This window comes from Streptococcus macacae NCTC 11558, assembly GCF_000187995.2.
GTDB classification, from domain to species: domain Bacteria; phylum Bacillota; class Bacilli; order Lactobacillales; family Streptococcaceae; genus Streptococcus; species Streptococcus macacae.
Genome location: NZ_AEUW02000001.1, coordinates 662,695 through 686,471, shown reverse-complemented (window position 1 = coordinate 686,471; position 23,777 = coordinate 662,695). Strand labels below are relative to the sequence as shown.

The following is a 23,777-nucleotide window of genomic DNA, read 5'->3' as shown; positions in this document are numbered from 1 at the left end:
ATTAGAAAGAAATAACTTAAGTGTCTTTTAAGAATTATTCTCTAAACTAATATTAAAAATTTTAGGATTTTAAGCAACTATGGCTGGTTGCAGAAAAAAGCTATGCTATAATAAATAAAAAGGAGTAAAGTATGATAAAGTTATTATTAGTAGAAGATGACGTCAGTCTTTCTAACTCAATTTTTGATTTTTTAGATAATTTTGCAGATGTTATGCAGGTTTTTGATGGAGAAGAAGGCTTGTACGAAGCAGAAAGCGGTGTCTATGATCTCATTTTATTAGATCTTATGCTGCCAGAAAAAGATGGTTTTCAGGTTTTAAAGGAACTGCGCGAAAAAAATATTTCAACCCCGGTGCTTATTATGACAGCTAAAGAAGGACTGGATGATAAAGGACATGGATTCGAATTAGGGGCAGATGATTATTTGACGAAACCGTTTTATTTAGAGGAACTCAAGATGCGTATTCAAGCGCTGTTGAAGCGTTCTGGCAAATTAACTGACAATAATCTATCGTACGATCAATTGCAAGTTGATACAGCGACGAATACAGTAACGGTAGGGGGAAAAGAGATTGAATTCCTTGGGAAAGAATTTGATTTATTGGTTTACTTCCTTCAAAATCAAAATGTTATCTTACCAAAGTCACAGATCTTTGATCGTATCTGGGGATTTGATAGTGATACGACCTTGTCTGTTGTTGAGGTATATGTTTCAAAACTAAGGAAAAAACTAAAAAACACTGAGTTTGGTAAAAATTTGGAGACATTGCGCAGTGTAGGGTATATTTTAAGAAATGCTAACTAGATTAAGAAAAAAAACATCAGGAGAAAATATCACCTTTTTTGGTCATTTCTTTGCTGTATTTACAGGTATATTTCTTGTAATGACCATTATTATCATACAGGTTATGCAATTTGGAATTTATTCTTCTGTAGATAATAGTCTAAAAACGGCAAAAGGAAATATTGAAGATTATGTAACCATGAATATGTCTCATGGTGTCATTTTGCCAGACGGATCAGAGGAGGAGAGTGGTTTTCCCTTCAAAGTAAAAACAAATGGAGAAATGGCAGCTAATACAGATACCATTTTATATGATAAAAAACACCGTGTTCTTAATAGTATTAATGCTTTCTCATCTCTTTACCGTATTCGCCCCCAATTAAGTGAAATCGGTGAAATAGTTCAGCAGAAAACTAAGAATGTCTATGGTCAGACCGAAACTTATCGCACAATTACTGTCAAGGTCAAGAGCCGCTTTTACCCTAAGGTAAAATTTGCTACTATTGTCGTTAATACAACGCAGCTTGAACAGGCTAACAAGCGTTATGTATCTATCATTATTACTGTCATGATTGTTTTTTGGTTTATTTCCGTTTTTGCAAGTTTTTATTTAGCTAAATGGAGCCGAAAGCCTATTTTGGAAAATTATGAAAGGCAGAAATCTTTTGTTGAAAACGCTAGTCATGAATTAAGAACTCCCTTGGCAGTTTTACAGAATCGTTTGGAAAGTCTCTTTCGAAAACCAGAGGCAACCATCTTTGATTCTTCAGAATCTATAGCCTCAAGCTTAGAAGAAGTTAGGAATATGCGCCTTTTAACAACAAATCTGTTGAATTTAGCGCGTCGTGATGATGGTATTGAACCAGAGTTAGCAGATATACAGCCGATTTTCTTCGAGGAAATTTTTAGGAATTTTCAAATGATTGCTGAAGAAAATGGGAAAGCCCTGCATATAAAAAATAAAGTCAACCGATCGATTAAAACAGATAAAACTTTGCTGAAGCAGCTTATGACAATTTTGTTTGATAATGCTGTTAAATATACTGATAATAATGGTGAGATTTGGATAGACCTTAAAACGACTGACCGTAATTTATTTTTCTCTGTTTCTGATAACGGACCTGGTATAGCAGATGAAGATAAAAAGAAAATTTTTGATCGTTTTTATCGTGTTGATAAAGCAAGAACACGGCAGAAGGGAGGACTAGGCTTAGGTCTCTCCTTAGCTAAGCAAATTACGGATAGCTTGAAAGGAAGTATTCTTATAAAGGACAGAAAACCGCAAGGAACTATCTTTGAAGTCCGTATAACACTCAATAAGTAAAACCAGTTAGCACCAGCAGCTAGCTGTATCTAGATAAGCCGATTCTTGAACTTGAATGGAAAAGCTTAGTTGCCAGATTGCATAAAAGAAAAAAACCTTCTTTGTTAAAAAGAGGTTTTTTTAAGATTAATTAGCCAATTTGCTGGCAAGGCGTGATTTATCACGGCTTGCTTTATTTTTGTGAATCAAACCTTTTGATTTAGCTTTATCAATACTTGAAGAAGCTGCGCGGAAAAGTTCTTCCGTTGGGTTTGCTTCGAAAGCTTTAATAGCAGAACGCATAGCTGATTTTTGAGCTGAATTTCGTTTATTTTGCTTAATGTTGAGTTCAGCACGCTTGATCGCTGATTTAATATTTGCCACAGTTTTCACCTCCATAATATACTAACTACACTATTATATAGGAATTCTGCCTTTTTGACAAGACCTAATCATTTTTTTAAATAGATTTCATCTATTTTATGATTTTCTGTTTTATGAAGTATTAGTTCAGCGCGGTTGCGTGTTGGTTCAATATATTTTTCTAAATTGACTAGGTTAATGTTTTTCCAAATATCTCTGGCAAATGCCAAGGCATCTTTTTCTTTCATTTTTAGAAAACGTTGATAATAGTTATCATTATCGTTTTTGGCTAGCTCAAGAAGAGCTATAAAACGCTCTAAATACCAGTTTTCAATGTAGTTACTGTCAGCATCAATGTAAATTGAAAAATCAAAGTAATCTGTCATATAAAGACGATTGTTTTGAGGGTTTTGAAAAACATTTATACCTTCAATAATGAGAAAATCAGGGGCCTTGATTGTCTGACTTTGATTAGGAACAATGTCGTAAATTTCATGTGAGTAGACCGGAACAGCTGCTGGCTGCCCATTTTTTATAGTATCTAAAAAATCAATCAGTAATTCCATATCATAACTTTCAGGGAACCCTTTTTTATTTAATAGTTTTTTCTCTGAGAGAATATTATTAGGATAAAGGAAACCGTCTGTAGTTACTAATTCAACAGCAGAGTTTTGAAAGGTTCTTGTCAGCAAGAGCTGTAATAAGCGGCTTGTGGTTGATTTTCCCACAGCTACAGAACCGGAGATGCCAATGATAAAAGGACGGCTGTTCATATCTTGCTGTAAAAAGATACTTTTAGAGAACCTCAGATCTTCTTGAGATTTTTTATAAATTTTAATCAAATTAATTAAGGGTAAATAGATATCAGTAACATCTTTAATACTGATATTATCATTTAAACTTTTGATTGATTCTAATTCATCTTCGCTTAAAGGCGGCTGAGATTTTTGATGAAGGTGCTGCCAGTCTTTTCGTGATATTTTTTCAAAATTGATAAATTCGTTTGCCATACAGTCTCCTTTAAACTTATTATACCATAATGAATTGAAAACCGTTTCAAAGTATGCTAAAATTGATGAGCACAAAGAGGAGCTTAGTTTAAATGAATAATATGTACTACGAAGAAAATCCAGACAGTCAGCACGATAGACAAGAAATTAATGTCAATCTTTTAGGTGAAAAATTTCGATTTTTAACGGATTCCGGAGTTTTCAGCAAAAAGATGGTAGACTATGGCAGTCAAGTTTTATTGGCCAGTCTTAACCTTGAAAGCGGGAAAAGCTTGCTAGATGTCGGCTGCGGCTATGGTCCGCTTGGCATTAGTTTAGCCAAAGTGCAAGGTGTTAAGTCAACTATGGTTGATATAAATAAGCGTGCTCTAGATTTAGCTCGTCTCAATGCTGAGAAAAATGGCATTAAGGTGACTATCATTGACTCTAACGTGTATGAAAAAGTTAGCGGAGTCTTTGATTATATTATCAGCAATCCCCCTATCAGAGCTGGAAAGAAGGTTGTCCACACGATTATCGCAGAAAGCATTGATTATTTAAAACAAAATGGCAGCTTGACTATTGTTATTCAGAAAAAACAGGGTGCTCCAAGTGCTAAAGCAAAGATGAAAGAGATATTTGGCAATGTTACTGTATTAAGAAAGGATAAAGGATACTATATCTTTAGAAGTATAAAAGATGCGAGCAGTTGATTTAATACAAAAAAAACGCGATGGCCAAGCTTTAAATAAGGACGAGATTGAGTGGCTTATTAAGGGATATGTTAATGGATCTATTCCAGATTATCAGATGTCAGCTTTTGCTATGGCAGTCTATTTTAAAGGGATGACTGCAGAAGAAACGAGCCATTTAACCATGGCGATGGTTGTTTCTGGCAAAACAGTAGATTTAACAAGCATTTCTGGAGTGAAAGTCGATAAACACTCAACTGGTGGAGTTGGCGATAAAGTTACCTTGATTTTAGTTCCTCTTATAGCCAGTTTTGGGGTTCCTGTTGCTAAAATGAGCGGTCGAGGCTTAGGGCATACTGGAGGAACTCTGGATAAGCTAGAGGCCATCAAAGGCTACCAGATTGAACGTTCCCAAGAAGAATTTGTGCAGCAAGTGCAAGACCTTGGCTTGGCTGTTATTGGTCAGTCTGATCAACTTGTTAAAGCAGACAAACTCCTTTATGCTCTGCGAGATGTTACAGCGACTGTAGATGCTATTCCCTTAATTGCAAGCTCTATTATGAGTAAAAAGATAGCAGCAGGAGCTGATTGTATCTTATTGGACGTAACGGTTGGTGATGGAGCTTTTATGAAAACTTTAAAAGAGGCTGAGGAGCTGTCTCAGACTATGGTCAGTCTAGGCAAGGAAGTGGGGCGCCATACTGTTGCTGTCATAACAGATATGAGTCAGCCCTTGGGGCAAGCTATCGGTAATCGTTTAGAAGTTCTAGAGGCTTTGCAAATTATGCAAGGAAAAGGCCGTCATGATATTACTGACTTTATTTGTCGATTGGCACAATTACTATTGAAATTGGCGGGGCAAAAAAGAAGTTTAGCTGAAATCAAAAAACATTTGACTGATGGTCAAGCACTTCAAAAATTCGAAAAAATGGTTGTCTATCAAGGCGGTGATTTAAAGGATCTATACCGTCCTTCAAAAGCAAAATTTGTGACCAAAATTTTCGCTGATGAAGACGGTTATATTAAGGAATTGCCTGCTTTAGCTTTTGGACTTTTTGCCATGCGTCTGGGAGCTGGCCGAGCGGTAAAAACGGATTTTCTTGACTATGAAACAGGAATTGTTTTTTATAAAAAAGTTGGCGATCCGATTCAAAAAGGCGATTTACTAGCAGAGATTTATGCCAATGAAAAATTATCGGAAAACTTACTTACAGAATTCAAAAAAAATGTTAAAATAGATAAGGAAGAAATGAAAGTAACTGAAATTTTAAAAATCATTACTTGATTGTTAAGAAAGGATAACATGGAAATCAATAAGTATATTGATCATACTTTATTAAAACCTGAGAGTAACCAAGATCAGATTGATAAACTGATACAAGAAGCTAAAAAATATGATTTTGCCAGTGTCTGTGTCAATCCGGCTTGGGTTTCTTATGCCGTTCAGGCCCTTGAAAAAACAGATGTCAAAGTATGTACCGTTATTGGTTTTCCTTTGGGAGCAACAACTAGTGCTGTCAAAGCTTTTGAAACACAAGATGCCATTAGTCATGGAGCCGATGAAGTTGATATGGTTGTTAATATCGGACAAGTTAAAACAGGCCGTTTTGATTTTGTGGAAGAGGATATTCGTGCTGTTGTCAATGCCAGCGGCAGAAAGATCGTTAAGGTTATTCTGGAAACCTGCCTGCTGACAGATGAGGAGAAAGTGAAAGTTTGTCAGGCGGCTGTAGCAGCAGGAGCTGATTTTGTTAAAACCTCAACGGGTTTTTCAACTGCTGGAGCAACTATAGCTGATGTTAAACTTATGCGTCAGACTGTAGGGCCGGATTTTGGTGTTAAAGCAGCAGGAGGAACACGTACTTTGGCAGATGTTCAAGCCTTTATTGAAGCAGGTGCGACACGTATTGGAACATCTGCTGGTGTTGCCATTATGGAAGGAAAGAAAACAAACGATGGCTATTGATTTAATAAGATCAGCTATTGAAGCAAGTCAAAATGCTTATGTTCCTTATTCTCATTTTCCAATTGGAGCTGCAGTAAAGGCTAAGGACGGACAGATCTATCAAGGCTGTAATATTGAAAATGCTAGCTTTGGATTGACCAATTGCGGTGAGCGAACGGCTATTTTTAAAGCTATTTCTGAGGGTCAGCGTGATTTAGAAGAAATCGCTATTTACGGTGAAACGCAAGAGCCTATTTCACCTTGCGGAGCCTGCCGTCAGGTAATGGCGGAGTTTTTTGAGCCAACTGCTCAAGTGACTTTAGCGGCTAAAGATGGCAGAACAGCCAAGATGACAGTTGGCGATTTGCTTCCCTATTCATTTTTAGATTTAAAATAAGGCTTCTATTATTTTCTATCAAATGATTAATAGTGTTATCTCAGCAACATCATGTTGCTTATAAAATTTAGGAGGGTTCATATTGATGAACAAGAAATTTATTGGTTTAGGTTTAACTGCAGTCGCTGCTTTAGCGCTTACTGCGTGCGGAAATCGTGCAGCGAGAAACAACGCTAATGCAAAGACTGACTTGAAAGTTGCTATGGTTACTGATACTGGCGGTGTTGATGATAAATCATTTAATCAGTCTGCCTGGGAAGGCCTTCAGGCATGGGGGAAAGATAATGGTTTAACGAAAGGGACAGGGTTTGACTATTTCCAATCGACCAATGAATCAGATTATACATCAAATTTAGATACGGCTACAACAAATGGTTATAAGCTGATTTTTGGTATCGGATACAACCTTCACAATGCCCTTGAAAAGACAGCTAAGGATAACAGCGATGTTAACTATGTTATTGTAGATGATATCATTAAGGGGCAAAAAAATGTAGCCAGCGTCACTTTTGCTGATAATGAAGCAGCTTATCTTGCTGGTATTGCTGCTGCAAAAACAACTAAGACTAATAAGGTTGGCTTTGTCGGCGGTGTTAAGTCAGAAGTTATTTCACGTTTTGAAAAGGGCTTTGAAGCAGGTGCTAAATCTGTCAATAAATCTATCCAAATTCAAGTGGATTATGTAGGTTCTTATGGAGATTCTGCTAAAGGGAAAACAATTGCTGCTGCCCAATATGCAGGTGGAGCAGATGTTATTTATCATGCTGCCGGCGGCAGCGGAGCTGGTGTATTTAGTGAAGCAAAAGCTCTAAATGAAAAAGCTAAAGAAGCTGACAAAGTATGGGTTATTGGTGTAGACCGCGATCAATCAGGAGAAGGTAAATACACTGCCAAAGATGGTAAAAAATCAAACTTTGTATTAGCCTCTACTTTAAAAGAAGTGGGTAAGGCTGTTCAGCTGATTTCTACAAATACAGCTGATAAAAAATTCCCAGGCGGAAAAGTGACCAGATATGGTCTTAAAGATAAAGGTGTTGATATTGCAACAACCAGCTTATCCAAGGATACAAAATCGGCTATTGAAGCAGCTAAAAAGCAAATTATATCTGGTAAAGTAAAAGTCCCAGAAAAATAAGTAAGTATTAAAGGGCAATCTTAAGTGGTTGCCTTTTTGAAAGCTGAGATGTTTATGTCTCAGTAAAATCTACTATTATTACAATAGTGGGTTTTGCTGAAATATAAAATTTCTGAAAGGAAGAGACCATGACGCAAAATGTCATTGAAATGAGAGATATCACTAAACAATTTGGTGATTTTGTGGCTAATGATCATATTAAGCTCAATCTTAGAAAGGGCGAAATTCACGCTTTGCTTGGCGAAAACGGAGCAGGGAAATCGACTTTAATGAATATGCTAGCTGGTTTGCTTGAGCCGACCAGCGGAGAGATTTTTGTGAATGGACAAGCCGTTACTATTGATTCCCCTTCTAAGTCGTCGCAATTGGGAATTGGAATGGTTCATCAGCATTTTATGCTGGTAGAAGCATTTACTGTGACTGAAAATATCATTTTAGGCAATGAAGTGTTAAAAAAGGGTGTTCTGAACTTAAAAAAAGCCAGTCAAGATATAAAAGAGCTGTCTGAACAATATCATTTATCTGTTGATCCAGATGCTAAAATCAGTGATATATCAGTCGGTGCCCAGCAGCGCGTTGAAATTTTAAAGACTCTTTATCGCGGTGCAGACATTCTTATTTTTGATGAACCTACAGCTGTTTTGACGCCATCTGAAATTAAAGAATTGATGGCTATTATGAAAAAACTGACCAAAGAAGGCAAATCCATTATTCTGATTACTCATAAATTAGATGAAATCAGAGCTGTTGCAGACAGAGTGACTGTTATTAGACGCGGGAAAAGCATTGAAACGGTTGAGGTTGCTGGAACAACTTCTCAGGATTTAGCTGAAATGATGGTCGGCCGATCTGTCTCTTTCAAAACAGAAAAAAAGCCAGCCCAACCTCAAGGAGTAATCTTATCCATTGAGAATTTAGTTGTTGATGAAAACAGGGGGATACCTGCTGTTAAGGGGCTGTCTCTTGAAGCAAGAGGCGGAGAAATTATTGGCATTGCAGGTATTGACGGCAATGGACAGACAGAGCTGGTAGAAGCTATTACGGGTTTACGTAAAGTAAAATCAGGCAAGTTAGAGATTAAGGGAAAAGATGCGACAAAATTATCAGCACGTCAGATTACAGAATTAAGTGTTGGCCATGTTCCTGAAGATCGCCATCGTGATGGTTTAGTTTTAGATATGACACTGGCAGAAAATATGGCGCTGCAGACATATTATAAAAAACCCTTAAGTCAGCAAGGTATTTTGAACTACAATAAAATAAATGAATATGGCCGTAAACTTATGGGAGAGTTTGATATCCGAGGGGCTAATGAGCTTGTCGCAGCTAAAGGATTTTCGGGAGGAAATCAGCAAAAAGCTATTATTGCCCGAGAAGTTGATCGGGATCCTGATTTACTCATTGTCAGTCAGCCAACGCGGGGACTTGATGTAGGAGCTATTGAGTATATTCATAAGCGTCTCATTGAGGAGCGTGATAAGGGAAAAGCTGTTTTATTAGTAAGCTTTGAACTTGATGAAATTTTAAATCTTTCTGATAGAATTGCAGTGATCTATGATGGAAAAATTCAAGGCATTGTCGATCCAGAAAGAACAAATAAACAAGAGCTTGGCATGCTTATGGCTGGCGAAGAAATTAAAGGGGAGAAAGTAAATGTCTAAGAAAATGCAACAAATTGTCGTTCCTTTGATTTCAGTTGTCTTAGGAATTTTGCTGGGTGCTGTCATTATGCTGATTTTTGGTTATGATCCCATTTGGGCTTATGAGGGTCTTTTTAATACAGCTTTTGGAAGTATTAAGAATATTGGAGAAATTTTTCGTGCTATGGGGCCTCTTATTTTGATTGCCCTGGGCTTTGCCGTAGCCAGCCGTGCTGGTTTCTTTAATATCGGTCTATCAGGTCAGGCTTATGCCGGTTGGATTGCTGCAGGCTGGTTTGCTTTGTTGAATCCTAATTTGCCCCGTCCTCTTTTGATTATATTGACGGTATTAATTGGAGCAGCAGCAGGAGGAATTGTGGGAGCTATTCCAGGCTTTTTACGTGCTTATCTTGGTACCAGCGAAGTTATTGTCACGATTATGATGAATTATATTGTCCTTTACATCGGAAATGCTATTATCCAAAATGGTTTTGCTAAAAACCTTATGCGGACGACTGATTCTAGTATTGATGTCAGTAAGAATGCCAGCTATCAATCCGATTGGCTCAGAGCTTTAACAGATCATTCTCGTATGAATTTGGGCTTCTTTTTAGCCCTAGCAGCTATTTTTCTTATTTGGTACTTACTGAAGAAAACAACACTGGGATTTGAAATCCGGTCTGTTGGCTTAAATCCTAAAGCGAGTGAATATGCTGGCATGTCATCTAAAAGAACTATTGTTTTATCCATGATTATTTCTGGAGCTCTTGCTGGACTTGGCGGTGTTGTAGAAGGTTTGGGAACATTTGGCAATGTTTATGTTCAGACAAGCTCTTTGGCTATTGGATTTGATGGTATGGCTGTTAGTTTGTTGGCAGCGAATTCTCCGCTTGGTATTCTTCTTTCGGCCTTTCTTTTTGCTGCACTTAGTGTTGGTGCACCAGGAATGAGTATCAGCGATGCTAGTCACGTGGGGACACCGCCAGAGCTGATTAAAGTGGTTATGGCTCTTATTATATTCTTTGTAGGGGCCCATTATATTATTGAACGCTATATTAAACCTAAAAAAAGAAAGGTGAAGCCATAAAATGAGTATAGAAAATATTTTGGCTCTGTTAGTATCTTCAATGCTAGTTTATGCCACACCTCTTATCTTTACAAGTATTGGTGGTGTTTTTTCTGAGAGATCTGGTATTGTTAATGTGGGTCTTGAAGGAATTATGGTAATGGGAGCATTTGCGGGTATTGTTTTCAACTTAGAATTTGTTCAAGTTTTTGGGAAGGCTACGCCTTGGATTGCTGCACTTGTGGGCGGTTTTGTCGGATTACTTTTCTCTTTAATCCATGCAATAGCTACTATTAATTTTAGGGCAGATCATATTGTATCTGGGACAGTGCTTAATCTTTTGGCTCCTTCTTTAGCTGTTTTTCTGGTTAAAGCAATGTATAATAAAGGACAGACAGATAATATCCAGCAGTCCTTTGGTAAATTTGATTTTCCAATTTTATCCAATATTCCTTTTATTGGACCGATTTTCTTTAAAGGAACAAGTTTAGTAGCCTATATAGCTATTGTTTTCTCAGTTTTAGCCTGGTTTATCCTATTTAAAACACGGTTTGGACTGCGTCTAAGATCTGTCGGTGAACATCCTCAGGCTGCGGATACTCTAGGAATTAATGTTTATCTGATGAGATATTTAGGCGTTATGATTTCAGGACTTCTTGGAGGTATTGGCGGGGCTATTTATGCGCAATCAATTTCGGTAAATTTTGCTGGGACAACTATTTTAGGTCCAGGTTTTATCGCTTTAGCAGCTATGATTTTTGGAAGATGGAATCCTATTGGTGCTATGCTTTCAAGCTTATTCTTTGGTCTTTCACAGAGTTTAGCTGTTATCGGCGCTCAGCTCCCTTTTCTAGCGAAAATTCCTACTGTTTATCTGCAAATTGCACCTTATGTCCTGACAATAATCGTCTTAGCTGTTTTCTTTGGTCAAGCTGTGGCTCCTAAAGCGGACGGTGTTAATTACATCAAATCAAAATAACTGTTGCAATCAAAAAGCAGTGCAGTACAGCAGTTAAAGTTTGAAGCCGACTATGGCTGAAAAATGAAGTTTTCTATTTAAGGACGACAGCTATTTAGTTTATATTTTTAACGGTTTAAATAATTTGAGACGTATTTTAACGGCGCTTATCAAAAATGTGGAAGCAAATGATATTAGGTCCGGGATAGAAAAAGCAGCTCAGACCGAAATCATTTGCTGTGAGCATAAAAATTGTAAGCGTTTCATTCTAGTGATATACTAAAAAAGAAAAATTAATGGAAAAGAGGAACTTATTTTGTCAAAAATTGTTATAGTAGGTGCAAATCATGCTGGTACCTATAGTATCAATACTATATTAGATAACTATAGCGAAGAGCATGAGGTTGTTGTTTTTGATCAAAATTCTAATATATCTTTTTTAGGCTGTGGAATGGCGCTTTGGATTGGTAAGCAAATTTCAGGACCTCAAGGGCTCTTTTATGCTGATAAAGAACAGTTTGAGTCAAAAGGTGCTAAGGTGTATATGAATTCTCCAGTTACATCTATTGATTATGAGGCCAAATCTGTTACTGCCATCGTTGATGGAAAGGAGCATGTTGAATTTTATGATAAGTTAATTTTAGCAACTGGTTCAACTCCAATTTTGCCTCCAATTGAAGGAGCAGCTATTAAAGAAGGAAGCCGTACTTTTGAAGCAACATTAGAAAATCTTCAGTTTGTTAAATTGTACCAAAATGCTGAGCAAGTGATTGAAAAGCTTCAGGATAAAAGCCAACATCTCAATCGCATTGCTGTTGTGGGTGCTGGCTATATTGGTGTTGAATTAGCAGAAGCGTTTAAACGGATTGGTAAGGATGTTGTTCTGATTGATGTTGTAGATACTTGTTTAGCAGGATATTATGATCGTGACCTTTCAGATATGATGCGTCAGAATTTAGAAGATAACGGTATAGAATTAGCCTTTGGAGAAACAGTAAAAGCTATCCAAGGAGATAGCAAGGTTGAGCGTATTGTTACTGATAAGGCGACACGCGATGTTGATATGGTAATTCTTGCAGTTGGTTTTCGTCCTAATACGGCTTTAGGTGCTGGTCAGTTGGAAACTTTTCGTAACGGGGCTTTTCTTGTGAATAAAAAGCAAGAAACAAGCATGCCTGATGTTTATGCTATTGGTGATTGTGCAACAGTCTACGACAATGCTATAGAAGCTACTAATTATATCGCTTTAGCTTCCAATGCTTTACGCTCTGGTATTGTAGCTGGCCATAATGCAGCAGGACATGAAATAGAATCCTTAGGTGTTCAAGGATCAAATGGTATCTCTATCTTTGGACTCAATATGGTTTCAACAGGATTGACAAAAGAGAAGGCTAAACGCTTTGGTTATGATCCCGCCGTAACAGAATATACAGATTTTCAAAAAGCGATTTTTATTGAACATAATAACTACCCTGTGACTATTAAAATTGTTTATGACAAAGAAAGCCGTCGTGTTCTTGGGGCACAAATGGCTTCACGTGAGGATATGTCTATGGGAATTCATATGTTCTCGCTGGCCATTCAGGAAAATGTCACTATTGATCGCTTAGCTTTATTGGATTATTTTTTCCTTCCGCATTTCAATCAGCCAAATAATTATATTAGCAAAGCAGCATCTGCGGCAGAATCGTGACTGTGAGTATATAAGGACTTAAAAAGCCTGCAATAAGAAAGTTATCAATACCTTTAAAATTTTAAGAAAAGAATTTCAAAATAAAAAAGTAAGCCTGAAGCTTTTTGACTTCAGACTTACTTTTTTGATGTAAAAGAAATTAATTGCGAGCAGCTGCAGCAAATTCTTCATTAGAGAAAGCTTCGTCAATAATAGCCTTCAATTCTTTAGCAGAAGTTTGCATTTTTTGTTTTTCAGCATCGTTCAAAGGAATATTTACAGGACGAACGATACCGTGTGCTCCAACAATAGCTGGCTGTCCAATAAAGCAGTCCTTAACACCAGGATATTGGCCATCTTGGAATACAGAAACTGGAAGTACAGCATTTTCATCATCTAGAATAGCTTTTGTAATGCGGGCAAGAGCTACTGCGATACCATAGAAAGTTGCCCCTTTTTTATTGATAATAGTATAGGCTGCATCACGAACGCCTTCAAATAGGTCAACTAATTCAGTTGCATTGAAATTTTGAACGTCTTGAAGGTAGTTTTCAAGGTTAACCCCAGCAACATTAGCATGAGACCAAACAGCAAATTCTGAATCGCCGTGTTCTCCCATAATATAAGCATGGACAGAACGTGCATCAACATTAAGTTTTTCAGCGAGTGACTGACGGAAACGAGCCGTATCAAGAGATGTACCAGAACCAATAACACGCTCAGTAGAAAAGCCTGAAAATTTCCATGTTGAATAAGTCAATATATCTACAGGATTAGCTGCAACAAGGAAGATACCGTTAAAACCTGACTCAACTACTTGTGTAACGATTGATTTGTTAATGGCGAGATTTTTTCCGACAAGATCAAGGCGGGTTTCGCCTGGTTTTTGCGGAGCACCGGCAGTAATCACAACAAGATCAGCATCAGCACAGTCTTCGTATTTAGCAGCATAAATTTTCTTTGGTGAAGTAAAAGCAAGCGCGTGGCTAAGGTCAAGAGCATCACCAACTGCTTTTTCATACAACTGTGGAATTTCAATAATACCAAGTTCTTGTGCAATACCTTGGTTAACTAAGGCAAAGGCATAGGATGACCCTACAGCACCGTCGCCGACAAGGATAACTTTTTTGTGTTGTTTAGTTGAAGTCATTTTTTTCTAAACATCTCCTTATAAAAAATTTAGGTATATATTTATACATTATTTATTCTATCACTTTTTGTTAAGAAAGTCATTAATAATTTAAAAGGGATTGCAAAACTATAGTAGAATAGCTGAAAAGGAACTTTTTTTGTGGTATAATACTATTGAGTTTTATTCTAGAAATGGAGCATTTTTTAATGCAAGATAAAAATTTAGTGGATGTTAATTTAACAAGTGAAATGAAGACAAGTTTTATTGACTATGCTATGAGCGTAATTGTCTCACGTGCACTTCCAGATGTGCGCGATGGTTTAAAACCTGTTCATCGCCGGATTTTATATGGAATGAATGAATTAGGTGTTACTCCAGATAAGCCGCATAAAAAATCCGCTCGTATTACTGGGGATGTTATGGGGAAATACCATCCTCATGGAGATTCTTCAATCTATGAAGCAATGGTGCGTATGGCACAATGGTGGTCCTATCGCCATATGCTTGTGGATGGGCATGGAAATTTTGGATCAATGGACGGAGATGGGGCAGCGGCTCAGCGCTATACAGAAGCACGCATGAGCAAGATTGCACTTGAGATGCTCCGTGATATTAATAAAAATACAGTTGATTTTGCTGATAACTATGATGGCAGTGAAAGAGAGCCGCTCGTTTTACCTTCGCGCTTTCCTAATCTTTTGGTCAACGGAGCAACAGGTATTGCCGTTGGTATGGCGACAAATATTCCGCCGCATAATTTGGGAGAAACGATCGATGCGGTAAAACTTGTTATGGATAAGCCTGATGTTACAACGCGTGAACTGATGGAAGTTCTTCCTGGACCAGATTTCCCTACAGGAGCTCTGGTCATGGGAAAATCTGGTATTCACAGGGCTTATGATACTGGCAAGGGATCTATTGTTTTACGAGCTCGTACAGAGATTGAAGTGACAAAGTCTGGCAGGGAACGTATTGTCGTTACAGAGTTCCCTTATATGATTAATAAGACAAAAGTTCATGAGCATATTGTGCGTCTTGCACAGGAGAAGCGTGTTGAGGGAATTACTGCTGTACGGGATGAATCCAGCCGTGAAGGTGTTCGCTTCATCATTGAGGTCCGTCGGGATGCCAGTGCTCATGTCATTCTCAATAACCTCTTTAAGTTAACTAGCTTGCAGACAAACTTTAGTTTCAATATGTTAGCGATTGAAAAAGGTGTGCCTAAAATTTTATCGCTTAGGCAAATCTTGGACAATTATATTGAACATCAAAAAGAGGTTGTTGTTAGACGTACTGAGTTTGATAAGGCCAAAGCTGAAAGCCGAGCACATATTTTAGAAGGTTTGCTGATAGCTTTAGATCATTTAGATGAGGTTATTAGCATTATCCGAAATAGTGAAACAGATACCATTGCGCAAGCAGAATTGATGAGTCGTTTTGATTTATCAGAACGGCAAAGCCAAGCTATTCTTGACATGCGTTTGCGCCGTTTGACTGGCTTAGAACGGGACAAGATTCAATCCGAATACGAAGAACTTCTAGCTTTGATTGCTGATTTAACAGATATTTTAGCCAAGCCAGAACGGGTGGTTACTATTATTAAAACAGAGCTGGATGAAATAAAACGTAAATTTGCTGATGACCGGCGTACAGAGCTAATGGTGGGTGAAGTTTTATCGCTTGAGGACGAAGATCTTATTGAAGAAGAAGATGTCTTGATAACGCTGTCTAACAATGGCTATATTAAACGTTTAGGACAGGGGGAATTCCGAGCACAAAAACGCGGAGGCCGCGGTGTTCAAGGAACAGGGGTCAATGATGATGACTTTGTTCGTGAACTTGTGTCAACCAACACCCATGATGCGATGCTTTTCTTTACAAATAGAGGCAGAGTATATCGTCTGAAAGGTTATGAAATACCAGAATACGGCCGTACTGCCAAGGGACTGCCGATTGTGAATCTTTTGAAATTAGAAGAGACAGAAACGATCCAGACCATTATTAATGTAAAATCCAATGATTTTCATGATAAGTATCTCTTTTTCACTACAAAAGAAGGAATTGTCAAGCGGACAACGGTTTCAGCCTTTGCTAATATTCGCCAAAATGGCTTAAAAGCTCTGAATTTACGCGGCGGTGATGAGCTGATTAATGTGCTTTTGACAAATGGACAAGAAGACATTATTATTGGTACCCGCTCTGGCTATTCGGTGCGTTTTAAAGAAAATACTGTTCGAAATATGGGACGCACTGCCACAGGTGTCAAGGGAGTTAGTTTGCGTCCCAAGGACATTGTTATTGGAGCAGCGGCTGTTTCTGATAGCCAAGAGGTGCTAACAATCACTGAAAAAGGCTATGGTAAGCAAACTGCAGCAAGTGAATATCCAACCAAAGGCCGCGGCGGTAAAGGGATTAAAACGGTTAATATTACTGAGAAAAATGGGCAGCTTGCAGGGCTTGTGACGGTAGATGGTGATGAGGATATTATGCTTATTACAAATACTGGTGTTATCATTCGGACAAGTGTCGCTAATATTTCTCAAACAGGCCGCTCAGCAATGGGAGTGAAAGTCATGCGTTTAGATAAGGAAGCTAAGATTGTTACATTTGCTCTTGTTAAACCCCAAGAGCTAGAGGAAGAAGGTAATACAGAAGAAGACTAATGAAAACAAAAAATAATGCCACAAGACCGTATCGTAAAAAAAGAAAGAAAAGATTTCTCAAGAATTTCTTTCTCATCTTGCTCTTAATGCTTGGTTTAGCTTTAGTTTTTAATAGACCGATTCGCAACAGTTTAATTGCCTGGAACTCAAATAAATATCAGGTTTCTAAGATTAGTCAAAAGGAGATCGAAAAAAATAAATCTGCTGATTCTTCTTTTGATTTTAAAAAGGTTAAATCAATTAGTACAGAATCTGTTTTAAGTGCTCAGATGTCAGCCCAAAAACTGCCAGTTATTGGCGGCATTGCTATACCGGACTTGAAGATTAATCTACCTATTTTCAAAGGGTTAAATAACATTGGATTGACTTATGGGGCTGGGACTATGAAAGAAAACCAAGTCATGGGACAGAAGAATTATGCTCTAGCCAGTCATCACGTTTTTGGAATGACAGGTTCTTCAAAAATGCTTTTTTCACCTTTAGACAATGCGAAAAAAGGAATGAAAATTTATCTTACAGATAAAGAAAAAGTCTATACTTATCGTATCAGTGAAGTGAAATCTGTTACACCAGAACATGTTGAAGTTGTTAATGACAGTCCCGGAAAAAATGAAGTGACCTTAGTGACTTGTACGGATCCTGGAGCAACAGAGCGGATTATTGTACATGGTCTTTTAGAAAAATCTGAGGATTTTAAGCAGGTGAAAGAGGAAGTTAAACAAGCTTTTAATCAATCTTATAATCAAATTTCTTTATGAAAAAGGAGCTCGCTTTTGCGGGTTTCTTTTAGTAAGGAAAACACAGTTCCTATGATTGCAATATGTCTATCATTAAAAAGTTTTAGCTACTGACATTGTATTTGTGTCAGCTATTTAGCTTTATTTTAGTTGCTTGTGCTATAATGAAAAAAGCTGATGAAATTCTTATTTTTGAAAGGAAACCTTATGAGTTTAAAAAAAATACTTATTTTTTGGAGTTTTTGCTTTGTTTTTCTCTTGTCCTTTGCAACAGCTCAGGCTGATGATGCTAGCTCAGTTCAGAAAGTTATTGATGAGACATATGTCCAGCCTGAATATATAATGGGCTATTCTTTAAGCGAAGAACAAAAGACACAGACTCTAAACCTTTTAGGATATAATGCTGAAAAGGATACAAAAGTAAAAACACTGAATACTAGCAGTTATGCTAAAATTATGAATGTGGCTGATGATCCAAGTCTACAATTGTATTCATCAGTTAAGATTCAAAAATTAGGAAGCAATGAAACACTAAATGTTAAGATTGAGACACCAAATAATATCACAAAAGTGACTCAAGATATGTATAGAAATGCTGCTGTAACGCTGGGAATTCAGCATGCCAAAATCACTGTGGCTGCTCCGATTGCAGTTACAGGTGAGTCAGCATTAGCTGGTATTTATTATTCACTTGAAGAAAATGGAGCGACTGTCTCAGATGAAAGTAAAGGGCTGGCCCAAGAAGAATTGAATACTCTGTCTGGTATTAATGCTGAGAATAAGGGGAAAAAGGGCTATGATGCTGATAAATTAAATGTTGCCCTTACCGATATAAAATCGGCTGTTGCAGATAAAGGGGAAAAATTAAGTGAAACAGAGGCCCGCAAAATTGTAGAGAGTACTTTAAAAAACTATGGGCTTGACCGTTCAATGTCTAAAAGCCAAATTAGCTTAATCGTTAATTTTGCCATCAAATTATCTAAAAGTGAAGTCATTCACACCAAAGGATTTAAGTCATCCCTTAGTTCTTTGAAAAACAGTATTATTTCAAAAGCTCAATCAACATTTAAAGGACTTAATATCCATTTCGATGCTAATAAAGCCTTGGAATCTGGAAAGGGTATTTTAACAAAAATTTGGCAGTGGCTGGTCAATTCTATTAAAGGCCTATTTTCATAATCATTAACGATGAAAAATAAGACTTGTTAAAAACTTCAAAGAGCAAGAGTGATGCAAAAATGACTTTTTCTGAATTGCTCTTGCCCTTTTTTGCTCGTTTGAAATAATTGAATTTTTAATGTAATTTTTAGAAAAATCATGAAAAACCATATTGACTCTTTTTACTGTGGTGTTATAATAACAATATATCAGATTCTGAAAAGTCTGATAATTTTTATAAAAGGAGCAGAAAAGTTTTATGACAGAAAATACAAAAGCTGGCTCAACGACTTGGAAAGAAAAATTTAGAGCTTTCGGTCCAGGTATTTTAATGGCCTCTGCAGCAGTGGGAGGTTCTCACATTGTGTCTTCCACACAAGCAGGAGCAATTTATGGTTGGCAACTGGCTATTATTGTACTTTTGGTTAATTTATTTAAGTATCCATTTTTCCGTTTTGGATCACAATATACTTTACAGCACAATAGAAGTATTATTGAAGGGTATAAAGATAAGGGTAGCCTTTATCTTTGGGCATTTTTTATTATGAATATCTTTTCGGCTGTTGTTAATACAGCAGCTGTTGGTATTTTGGCTGCAGCTATTTTATATAATATTTTTCCTAATGGTTTTGGGCTGTCTATTTCACAATTAACGACTATTTTGATTGTTGTGACCTGGGCTATGCTTTTAATTGGCGGTTATCAATTTCTTGATGGTCTTTCAAAATTTGTGATGATTTCTTTAACTCTTGCCACAACTTTAGCCGTTGTTATTGCCGTTTTTAAACACAGAGAGCTGTCTCCGGATTTTAAAGCTCCTTCACCTTGGCAGTTAAGTGCTCTGCCTTTTATTATTGCACTAATGGGTTGGATGCCGGCTCCTATTGAGATTTCTGCTATCAATTCAATGTGGACTGTTGAAAAGCGCCGGACAACCAAGGTTACTTATAAAGATGGTCTTCTGGACTTTAATGTCGGCTATATCGGGACGGCTATTCTTGCTTTCATTTTTCTGGCTCTTGGTGCCATGATTCAATTTGGATCAGGTGAAGCTGTTAAGAGCGCAAGTGCAGCTTATATTGCCCAGTTTATTAATATGTATGCTTATGCCATTGGGGATTGGTCGCGTCTGCTGATTGCTTTTATTGCTTTTCTTTGTATTTTTGGTACAACCATTACTGTTATTGATGGTTACTCACGTGCTAATAATGAAAGTCTTCGTTTATTGTTTCATAAAAAAGAGGCCAGTCAAAAACACTTAAATATTTGGATAACGCTGACTTCTATTGCAGGTATCTTAATTGTTCTTTTATTTGCAGGAGATGTTGCTACTTTGATGCGTTTTGCTATGATTGCTTCATTTTTGACAACACCAATTTATGCTTATCTAAACTTCACCTTAGTTAATGATAAAGAACATCAGCTATCACCTTGGCTCTACTGGCTGTCTATTTCAGGTATTATTTACCTTGCAGGATTTGCCCTTTTCTTCCTCGTTTATCAGCTGGGTTTTATTAGCTAGCTAAGAGTAATAATGATAACGAAGTACTTGAAACCCTTGAAATGACTTAATATGGCTGGATCCATAACGCATGAAGTAAGAGTTTGGAACAGAAAAAAATAATGCTTGCGCAGCATCATGACCTTTTTTTCTGTTTCTGCTCTTTTTCGTATTTTATAAAATATAAGGAAAGAAGTAAAAAGATGAAAAACCAAAACCAAACGATTGCAAGCAGGCAAAAGGAAGAGAGTAGGACTGATCTTGCGGCTTATCAAATAGAGCGTTTACAATCTTTTAAGAAGGCTAATATAAAAACAAAGAAAGCCGGTATTGTATTTGCAGGAGATTCTATTACTGAATTTTTTCCTTTAAAGAAATACCTTGGTCATGATTTGCCTTTGTTCAACAGAGGGATTGCTGGGACCGATTCGATCTGGCTGCAAAAACACTTACAAGAGCAAGCTCTGACTTTAGAGCCTGCTAAAATTTTCTTAATGATTGGTATTAATGATCTAGGCAAAGGTTATGCTGTATCTGATATTGTAGCTAGAATAGTTGATATGATAGCGCAGATTAGAGTCTATAGCATAGGGACAGAAATTTATTTGCTCTCTCTTTTGCCTGTTAATGAAAATCCCCAATATGCTGCTAAAGTCAAAATCAGGAAAAATAAAAATATTCAACTTTTAAATCAGCGCATACAGGCTCTGCCGGGTGCTGAATATATTGATTTATACCCTTCTTTGTTAGATAAAAAAGGGAATTTAGCTGAAGAAAATACAACTGACGGACTGCATCTGACTCAAGAAGGATATAGAAAAGTTTCTCTTATTTTAAAAAGATATCTCTAAGATTTAATAAGGTAGGCAAGAAATTTTTATGGTTTATAGATTTTAATCAATTGTTTTTCCGTCATAACTAATAAGAGAAAGAACTTCTCTTATTTTTGCCATTTATTATTTGAAAAGGAGTAGAAAAGATGACAGATGTAAAACCATTTCCGAAAGAATTTTTATGGGGCGGTGCAACAGCAGCTAATCAGTGTGAGGGGGCTTATAATCTTGATGGCCGCGGCCTAGCTAATGTTGATCTTATTCCAACTGGGGCAGATCGTTTTGCGATTATTGCTGGTCAGAAAAAAATGTTTACTTTTAAAAAAGGCTATTTCTATCCAGCTGCAGAAGCTATTGACATGTATCATCATTTTAAAGACGATATAGCACTTTTTGGTGAGATGGGTTTTAAAACCTATCGTCTATCTATTGCTTGGACACGTATTTTTCCTAAAGGAGATGAATTAGAGCCTAATGAAGCCGGCTTGCAATTTTATGAAAATCTCTTTAAGGAGTGTCATCGATATGGTATTGAACCTTTGGTAACCATAACCCATTTTGATTGTCCTATGCATCTGATTAGGGAATATGGCGGTTGGCGCAGCCGTAAAATGCTGGAATTTTACGAACGTCTTTGCCGGACTCTTTTTACACGATTTAAAGGGTTGGTTAAATACTGGATAACCTTTAATGAGATCAACATGATTCTTCATGCTCCGTTTATGGGAGCTGGCCTGTATTTTGAAGCAGGCGAAAATGAAGAAGAAGTTAAATATCAGGCAGCTCATCATGAGCTAGTGGCATCGGCTATTGCAACTAAGTTAGCGCATGAAATAGACCCTCAAAACAAAGTGGGCTGTATGCTGGCCGCTGGCCAATATTACCCCAATACCTGCAATCCTGCTGACTATTGGCAGGCAATGCAGGAGGATCGATCCAATTATTTCTTCATTGATGTACAAGTAAGAGGAGAGTATCCTCATTATGCTGAGAAACAATTTGAGCGTGCTGGTTTACATATCGTCATGACACAAGAAGATTTGCAGCTTTTAAAAGAAAATACAGTTGATTTCGTATCTTTCTCTTATTATTCAAGCCGTGTTGCCTCGGCCGATCCTAAAGCAGGGGAAGAAAGCCAAGGTAATATTTTTGCTTCCCTTAAAAACCCCTATTTGAAATCATCAGCATGGGGCTGGCAAATCGACCCGCTTGGACTTCGCATTACATTAAACGCTATCTGGGATCGTTATCAAAAACCAATGTTTATCGTTGAAAACGGCTTGGGAGCAATAGATAAGCCAGATGAAAATGGCTATGTTGAAGATGATTATCGGATTGATTATTTACGTGAGCATATTAAAGCTATGAATGAGGCTGTAAATGAGGATGGTGTCGAACTTTTAGGTTATACGACTTGGGGCTGCATTGATTTGGTATCAGCCGGTACAGGTGAAATGAAAAAGCGCTATGGCTTTATCTATGTCGACCGCGACAATGAAGGAAAGGGAACACTCAAGCGTTTCAAAAAGAAATCTTTTACTTGGTATCAAAAGGTTATCGCTTCTAATGGAACGGATTTATAAATTGAAAGTTATTTTATCAAGAATATTGAGCATAAGCTAGCCTTTTAGGTCTACTTTAGTGTATAATAAAAGCTATGAAAATAAAAAAATCCTATATCGCTTATCCTGTTTTAATTTTTTTCATTTGCTTTGCTATTTTGGCAAATTGGTCTGCAGGAGCTAACTTTATTAATACCATATTGAGAGCTTTATCTCCCTTCATAACTGGTGCGGCAATTGCTTATATCGTTAATATTGTCATGAGTGCTTATGAGAGACTCTATGATAAATTTATTAGCCTTCCTATCCTTTTAAAGGTAAAACGTCCTTTATCGATGATTCTGGCTTATGCGACATTTGTCTTTGTCGTCTTTTTGATTTTTACTATTGTTTTGCCGGATTTAATCGCTAGTGTTAGGTCGCTCCTGTCTATTAACCCTAAAGACATCCAGGCTGTGATTAGGACTATTCAAAATAATAAATTAGTTTCTAAAGTACTAGCCACTTTTGGTTCTGATGCACAACTCAGCAAATTAATTTCAGGTTACAGCCGCCAGATTTTGAATCAATTTTTATCCGTCTTAACCAATGTTTTGACTTCTGTAACCTCAATTGCTTCAACTCTAATTTCAATTTTTGTTAGTATTGTATTTTCAATGTATGTTCTGGCTAGCAAAGAGAAGCTTAGCCGTCAGTTTAATCTGTTAGTTGATACTTATTTAGGAAAATATGCAAAAACAGTCCATTACCTTGTTGAAATTTTGCACAGACGTTTTCATGGTTTTTTTGTTGGCCAGACTTTGGAAGCTATGATACTAGGAACTTTAACTGCAGCAGGAATGAGTCTTTTACATATTCCATATGCTGCTACAGTTGGTGTTATGATTGCTTTTACTGCTTTGATACCGGTTGTAGGTCCTTATATTGGTGTGACGATTGGTACCATTTTAATTTTGACACAGTCTCTGTCGCAAGCTCTTGTCTTTGTTGTCTTTGTTGTCTTATTACAGCAGTTTGAAGGCAATGTCATTTATCCAAGAGTTGTCGGCAGCTCAATAGGCCTTCCCTCAATGTGGGTTCTTTTAGCTATTACTGTCGGTGCAGCTTTAGGAGGAATTGTTGGTATGTTGATTGCTGTGCCTATTTTGGCTAGTATCTATCAGATTATTAAGGACCATGTTTATAAAAAGCAGACGCAAAAGAATCAAGAAAATTAAAAATTCCTCGACTTTGGTGTGAATTGCCT

General features: G+C 37.2%; 21 protein-coding genes. 18 read left to right on the top strand and 3 right to left on the bottom strand.

The features are described from left to right. Nucleotides 1-131 precede the first annotated feature (131 nt). Together STRMA_RS03345 and STRMA_RS03340 are read left to right on the top strand one after the other, a co-directional pair. Nucleotides 132-806, top strand: a complete 675-nt coding sequence (locus tag STRMA_RS03345; RefSeq protein WP_003081988.1) for a response regulator transcription factor — start codon at nt 132-134, stop codon at nt 804-806. Continuing rightward, the gene (locus STRMA_RS03340) at nt 796-2,109 is read left to right on the top strand and encodes a sensor histidine kinase (RefSeq protein ID WP_003079730.1); all 1,314 of its coding nucleotides are present in this window, start codon (nt 796-798) and stop codon (nt 2,107-2,109) included. The genes STRMA_RS03345 and STRMA_RS03340 overlap by 11 nt, the downstream gene beginning before the upstream one ends. A 126-nt stretch (nt 2,110-2,235) precedes the next feature. On the opposite strand, the gene rpsT is transcribed toward STRMA_RS03340, so the two are convergent. Next, entirely contained in the window at nt 2,236-2,487 is a 252-nt protein-coding gene (gene rpsT, locus STRMA_RS03335; protein WP_081479315.1) for a 30S ribosomal protein S20, read from the bottom strand. A 53-nt stretch (nt 2,488-2,540) separates the two neighbouring features. Then, nucleotides 2,541-3,461, bottom strand: a complete 921-nt coding sequence (coaA, locus tag STRMA_RS03330; RefSeq protein WP_003078607.1) for a type I pantothenate kinase — start codon at nt 3,459-3,461, stop codon at nt 2,541-2,543. Between the two features lie 92 nt (nt 3,462-3,553). Here coaA and STRMA_RS03325 point away from each other — a divergent pair, with 92 nt between their 5' ends. The 9 genes from STRMA_RS03325 (at nt 3,554) to nox (ending at nt 12,966) form a co-directional block, all read left to right on the top strand. Then, nucleotides 3,554-4,153, top strand: coding sequence for a class I SAM-dependent methyltransferase (locus tag STRMA_RS03325; RefSeq protein ID WP_003082322.1), 600 nt, complete (start codon nt 3,554-3,556; stop codon nt 4,151-4,153). Then, nucleotides 4,140-5,417, top strand: a complete 1,278-nt coding sequence (locus STRMA_RS03320; protein WP_003080077.1) for a pyrimidine-nucleoside phosphorylase — start codon at nt 4,140-4,142, stop codon at nt 5,415-5,417. Before STRMA_RS03325 ends, STRMA_RS03320 begins: the two co-directional genes overlap by 14 nt. Before the next feature lie 18 nt (nt 5,418-5,435). After that, on the top strand, nt 5,436-6,098 hold the full coding sequence (deoC, locus tag STRMA_RS03315; RefSeq protein WP_003078957.1) for a deoxyribose-phosphate aldolase: 663 nt from the start codon (nt 5,436-5,438) through the stop codon (nt 6,096-6,098). After that, the gene (locus STRMA_RS03310; RefSeq protein ID WP_003080758.1) at nt 6,088-6,474 is read left to right on the top strand and encodes a cytidine deaminase; all 387 of its coding nucleotides are present in this window, start codon (nt 6,088-6,090) and stop codon (nt 6,472-6,474) included. Before deoC ends, STRMA_RS03310 begins: the two co-directional genes overlap by 11 nt. Nucleotides 6,475-6,559: 85 nt before the next feature. Beyond that, nucleotides 6,560-7,609 carry a BMP family lipoprotein gene (locus tag STRMA_RS03305; protein WP_003079647.1) on the top strand — a complete coding sequence of 350 codons (1,050 nt, stop codon included), beginning with the start codon at nt 6,560-6,562 and terminating at the stop codon, nt 7,607-7,609. Nucleotides 7,610-7,737: 128 nt separating this feature from the next. Next, nucleotides 7,738-9,270: an ABC transporter ATP-binding protein gene (locus STRMA_RS03300; protein WP_003081949.1), complete on the top strand. Its 1,533-nt coding sequence runs from the start codon at nt 7,738-7,740 to the stop codon at nt 9,268-9,270. Then, the gene (locus STRMA_RS03295) at nt 9,263-10,336 is read left to right on the top strand and encodes an ABC transporter permease (protein WP_003081969.1); all 1,074 of its coding nucleotides are present in this window, start codon (nt 9,263-9,265) and stop codon (nt 10,334-10,336) included. The genes STRMA_RS03300 and STRMA_RS03295 overlap by 8 nt, the downstream gene beginning before the upstream one ends. Before the next feature lies 1 nt (nt 10,337). Continuing rightward, nucleotides 10,338-11,294, top strand: coding sequence for an ABC transporter permease (locus tag STRMA_RS03290; RefSeq protein WP_003079665.1), 957 nt, complete (start codon nt 10,338-10,340; stop codon nt 11,292-11,294). A 295-nt stretch (nt 11,295-11,589) separates the two neighbouring features. Continuing rightward, entirely contained in the window at nt 11,590-12,966 is a 1,377-nt protein-coding gene (gene nox / locus STRMA_RS03285) for a H2O-forming NADH oxidase (RefSeq protein ID WP_003080172.1), read from the top strand. Between the two features lie 139 nt (nt 12,967-13,105). Here nox and STRMA_RS03280 read toward each other — a convergent pair whose 3' ends face one another. Further along, nucleotides 13,106-14,095 carry an L-lactate dehydrogenase gene (locus STRMA_RS03280; protein ID WP_003081961.1) on the bottom strand — a complete coding sequence of 330 codons (990 nt, stop codon included), beginning with the start codon at nt 14,093-14,095 and terminating at the stop codon, nt 13,106-13,108. Nucleotides 14,096-14,283: 188 nt separating this feature from the next. Here STRMA_RS03280 and gyrA point away from each other — a divergent pair, with 188 nt between their 5' ends. From gyrA to STRMA_RS03245, 7 genes are all read left to right on the top strand, one after another. Continuing rightward, the gene (gene gyrA, locus STRMA_RS03275; protein ID WP_003080912.1) at nt 14,284-16,740 is read left to right on the top strand and encodes a DNA gyrase subunit A; all 2,457 of its coding nucleotides are present in this window, start codon (nt 14,284-14,286) and stop codon (nt 16,738-16,740) included. Next, nucleotides 16,740-17,498, top strand: a complete 759-nt coding sequence (locus tag STRMA_RS03270) for a class A sortase (RefSeq protein WP_003078573.1) — start codon at nt 16,740-16,742, stop codon at nt 17,496-17,498. The genes gyrA and STRMA_RS03270 overlap by 1 nt, the downstream gene beginning before the upstream one ends. A 186-nt stretch (nt 17,499-17,684) precedes the next feature. Beyond that, on the top strand, nt 17,685-18,656 hold the full coding sequence (locus tag STRMA_RS03265; RefSeq protein ID WP_003081972.1) for a DUF1002 domain-containing protein: 972 nt from the start codon (nt 17,685-17,687) through the stop codon (nt 18,654-18,656). Between the two features lie 238 nt (nt 18,657-18,894). Next, complete coding sequence (locus STRMA_RS03260; RefSeq protein WP_003080049.1) at nt 18,895-20,157, top strand: NRAMP family divalent metal transporter; 1,263 nt, start codon at nt 18,895-18,897, stop codon at nt 20,155-20,157. A gap of 182 nt (nt 20,158-20,339) precedes the next feature. Then, nucleotides 20,340-20,987 carry an SGNH/GDSL hydrolase family protein gene (locus tag STRMA_RS03255; protein ID WP_003079185.1) on the top strand — a complete coding sequence of 216 codons (648 nt, stop codon included), beginning with the start codon at nt 20,340-20,342 and terminating at the stop codon, nt 20,985-20,987. 128 nt (nt 20,988-21,115) lie between these two features. Further along, nucleotides 21,116-22,552 carry a 6-phospho-beta-glucosidase gene (locus tag STRMA_RS03250; RefSeq protein ID WP_003079495.1) on the top strand — a complete coding sequence of 479 codons (1,437 nt, stop codon included), beginning with the start codon at nt 21,116-21,118 and terminating at the stop codon, nt 22,550-22,552. Between the two features lie 74 nt (nt 22,553-22,626). Further along, nucleotides 22,627-23,748: an AI-2E family transporter gene (locus STRMA_RS03245; RefSeq protein ID WP_003078713.1), complete on the top strand. Its 1,122-nt coding sequence runs from the start codon at nt 22,627-22,629 to the stop codon at nt 23,746-23,748. Nucleotides 23,749-23,777: the final 29 nt, after the last annotated feature.

Coding starts and splice junctions, on each gene's coding strand:
- STRMA_RS03345 (WP_003081988.1), top strand. CDS start 132: ATGATAAAGTTATTATTAGTAGAAGATGACGTCAGTCTTTCTAACTCA.
- STRMA_RS03340 (WP_003079730.1), top strand. CDS start 796: ATGCTAACTAGATTAAGAAAAAAAACATCAGGAGAAAATATCACCTTT.
- rpsT (WP_081479315.1), bottom strand. CDS start 2,487: ATGGAGGTGAAAACTGTGGCAAATATTAAATCAGCGATCAAGCGTGCT.
- coaA (WP_003078607.1), bottom strand. CDS start 3,461: ATGGCAAACGAATTTATCAATTTTGAAAAAATATCACGAAAAGACTGG.
- STRMA_RS03325 (WP_003082322.1), top strand. CDS start 3,554: ATGAATAATATGTACTACGAAGAAAATCCAGACAGTCAGCACGATAGA.
- STRMA_RS03320 (WP_003080077.1), top strand. CDS start 4,140: ATGCGAGCAGTTGATTTAATACAAAAAAAACGCGATGGCCAAGCTTTA.
- deoC (WP_003078957.1), top strand. CDS start 5,436: ATGGAAATCAATAAGTATATTGATCATACTTTATTAAAACCTGAGAGT.
- STRMA_RS03310 (WP_003080758.1), top strand. CDS start 6,088: ATGGCTATTGATTTAATAAGATCAGCTATTGAAGCAAGTCAAAATGCT.
- STRMA_RS03305 (WP_003079647.1), top strand. CDS start 6,560: ATGAACAAGAAATTTATTGGTTTAGGTTTAACTGCAGTCGCTGCTTTA.
- STRMA_RS03300 (WP_003081949.1), top strand. CDS start 7,738: ATGACGCAAAATGTCATTGAAATGAGAGATATCACTAAACAATTTGGT.
- STRMA_RS03295 (WP_003081969.1), top strand. CDS start 9,263: ATGTCTAAGAAAATGCAACAAATTGTCGTTCCTTTGATTTCAGTTGTC.
- STRMA_RS03290 (WP_003079665.1), top strand. CDS start 10,338: ATGAGTATAGAAAATATTTTGGCTCTGTTAGTATCTTCAATGCTAGTT.
- STRMA_RS03280 (WP_003081961.1), bottom strand. CDS start 14,095: ATGACTTCAACTAAACAACACAAAAAAGTTATCCTTGTCGGCGACGGT.
- gyrA (WP_003080912.1), top strand. CDS start 14,284: ATGCAAGATAAAAATTTAGTGGATGTTAATTTAACAAGTGAAATGAAG.
- STRMA_RS03270 (WP_003078573.1), top strand. CDS start 16,740: ATGAAAACAAAAAATAATGCCACAAGACCGTATCGTAAAAAAAGAAAG.
- STRMA_RS03265 (WP_003081972.1), top strand. CDS start 17,685: ATGAGTTTAAAAAAAATACTTATTTTTTGGAGTTTTTGCTTTGTTTTT.
- STRMA_RS03260 (WP_003080049.1), top strand. CDS start 18,895: ATGACAGAAAATACAAAAGCTGGCTCAACGACTTGGAAAGAAAAATTT.
- STRMA_RS03255 (WP_003079185.1), top strand. CDS start 20,340: ATGAAAAACCAAAACCAAACGATTGCAAGCAGGCAAAAGGAAGAGAGT.
- STRMA_RS03250 (WP_003079495.1), top strand. CDS start 21,116: ATGACAGATGTAAAACCATTTCCGAAAGAATTTTTATGGGGCGGTGCA.
- STRMA_RS03245 (WP_003078713.1), top strand. CDS start 22,627: ATGAAAATAAAAAAATCCTATATCGCTTATCCTGTTTTAATTTTTTTC.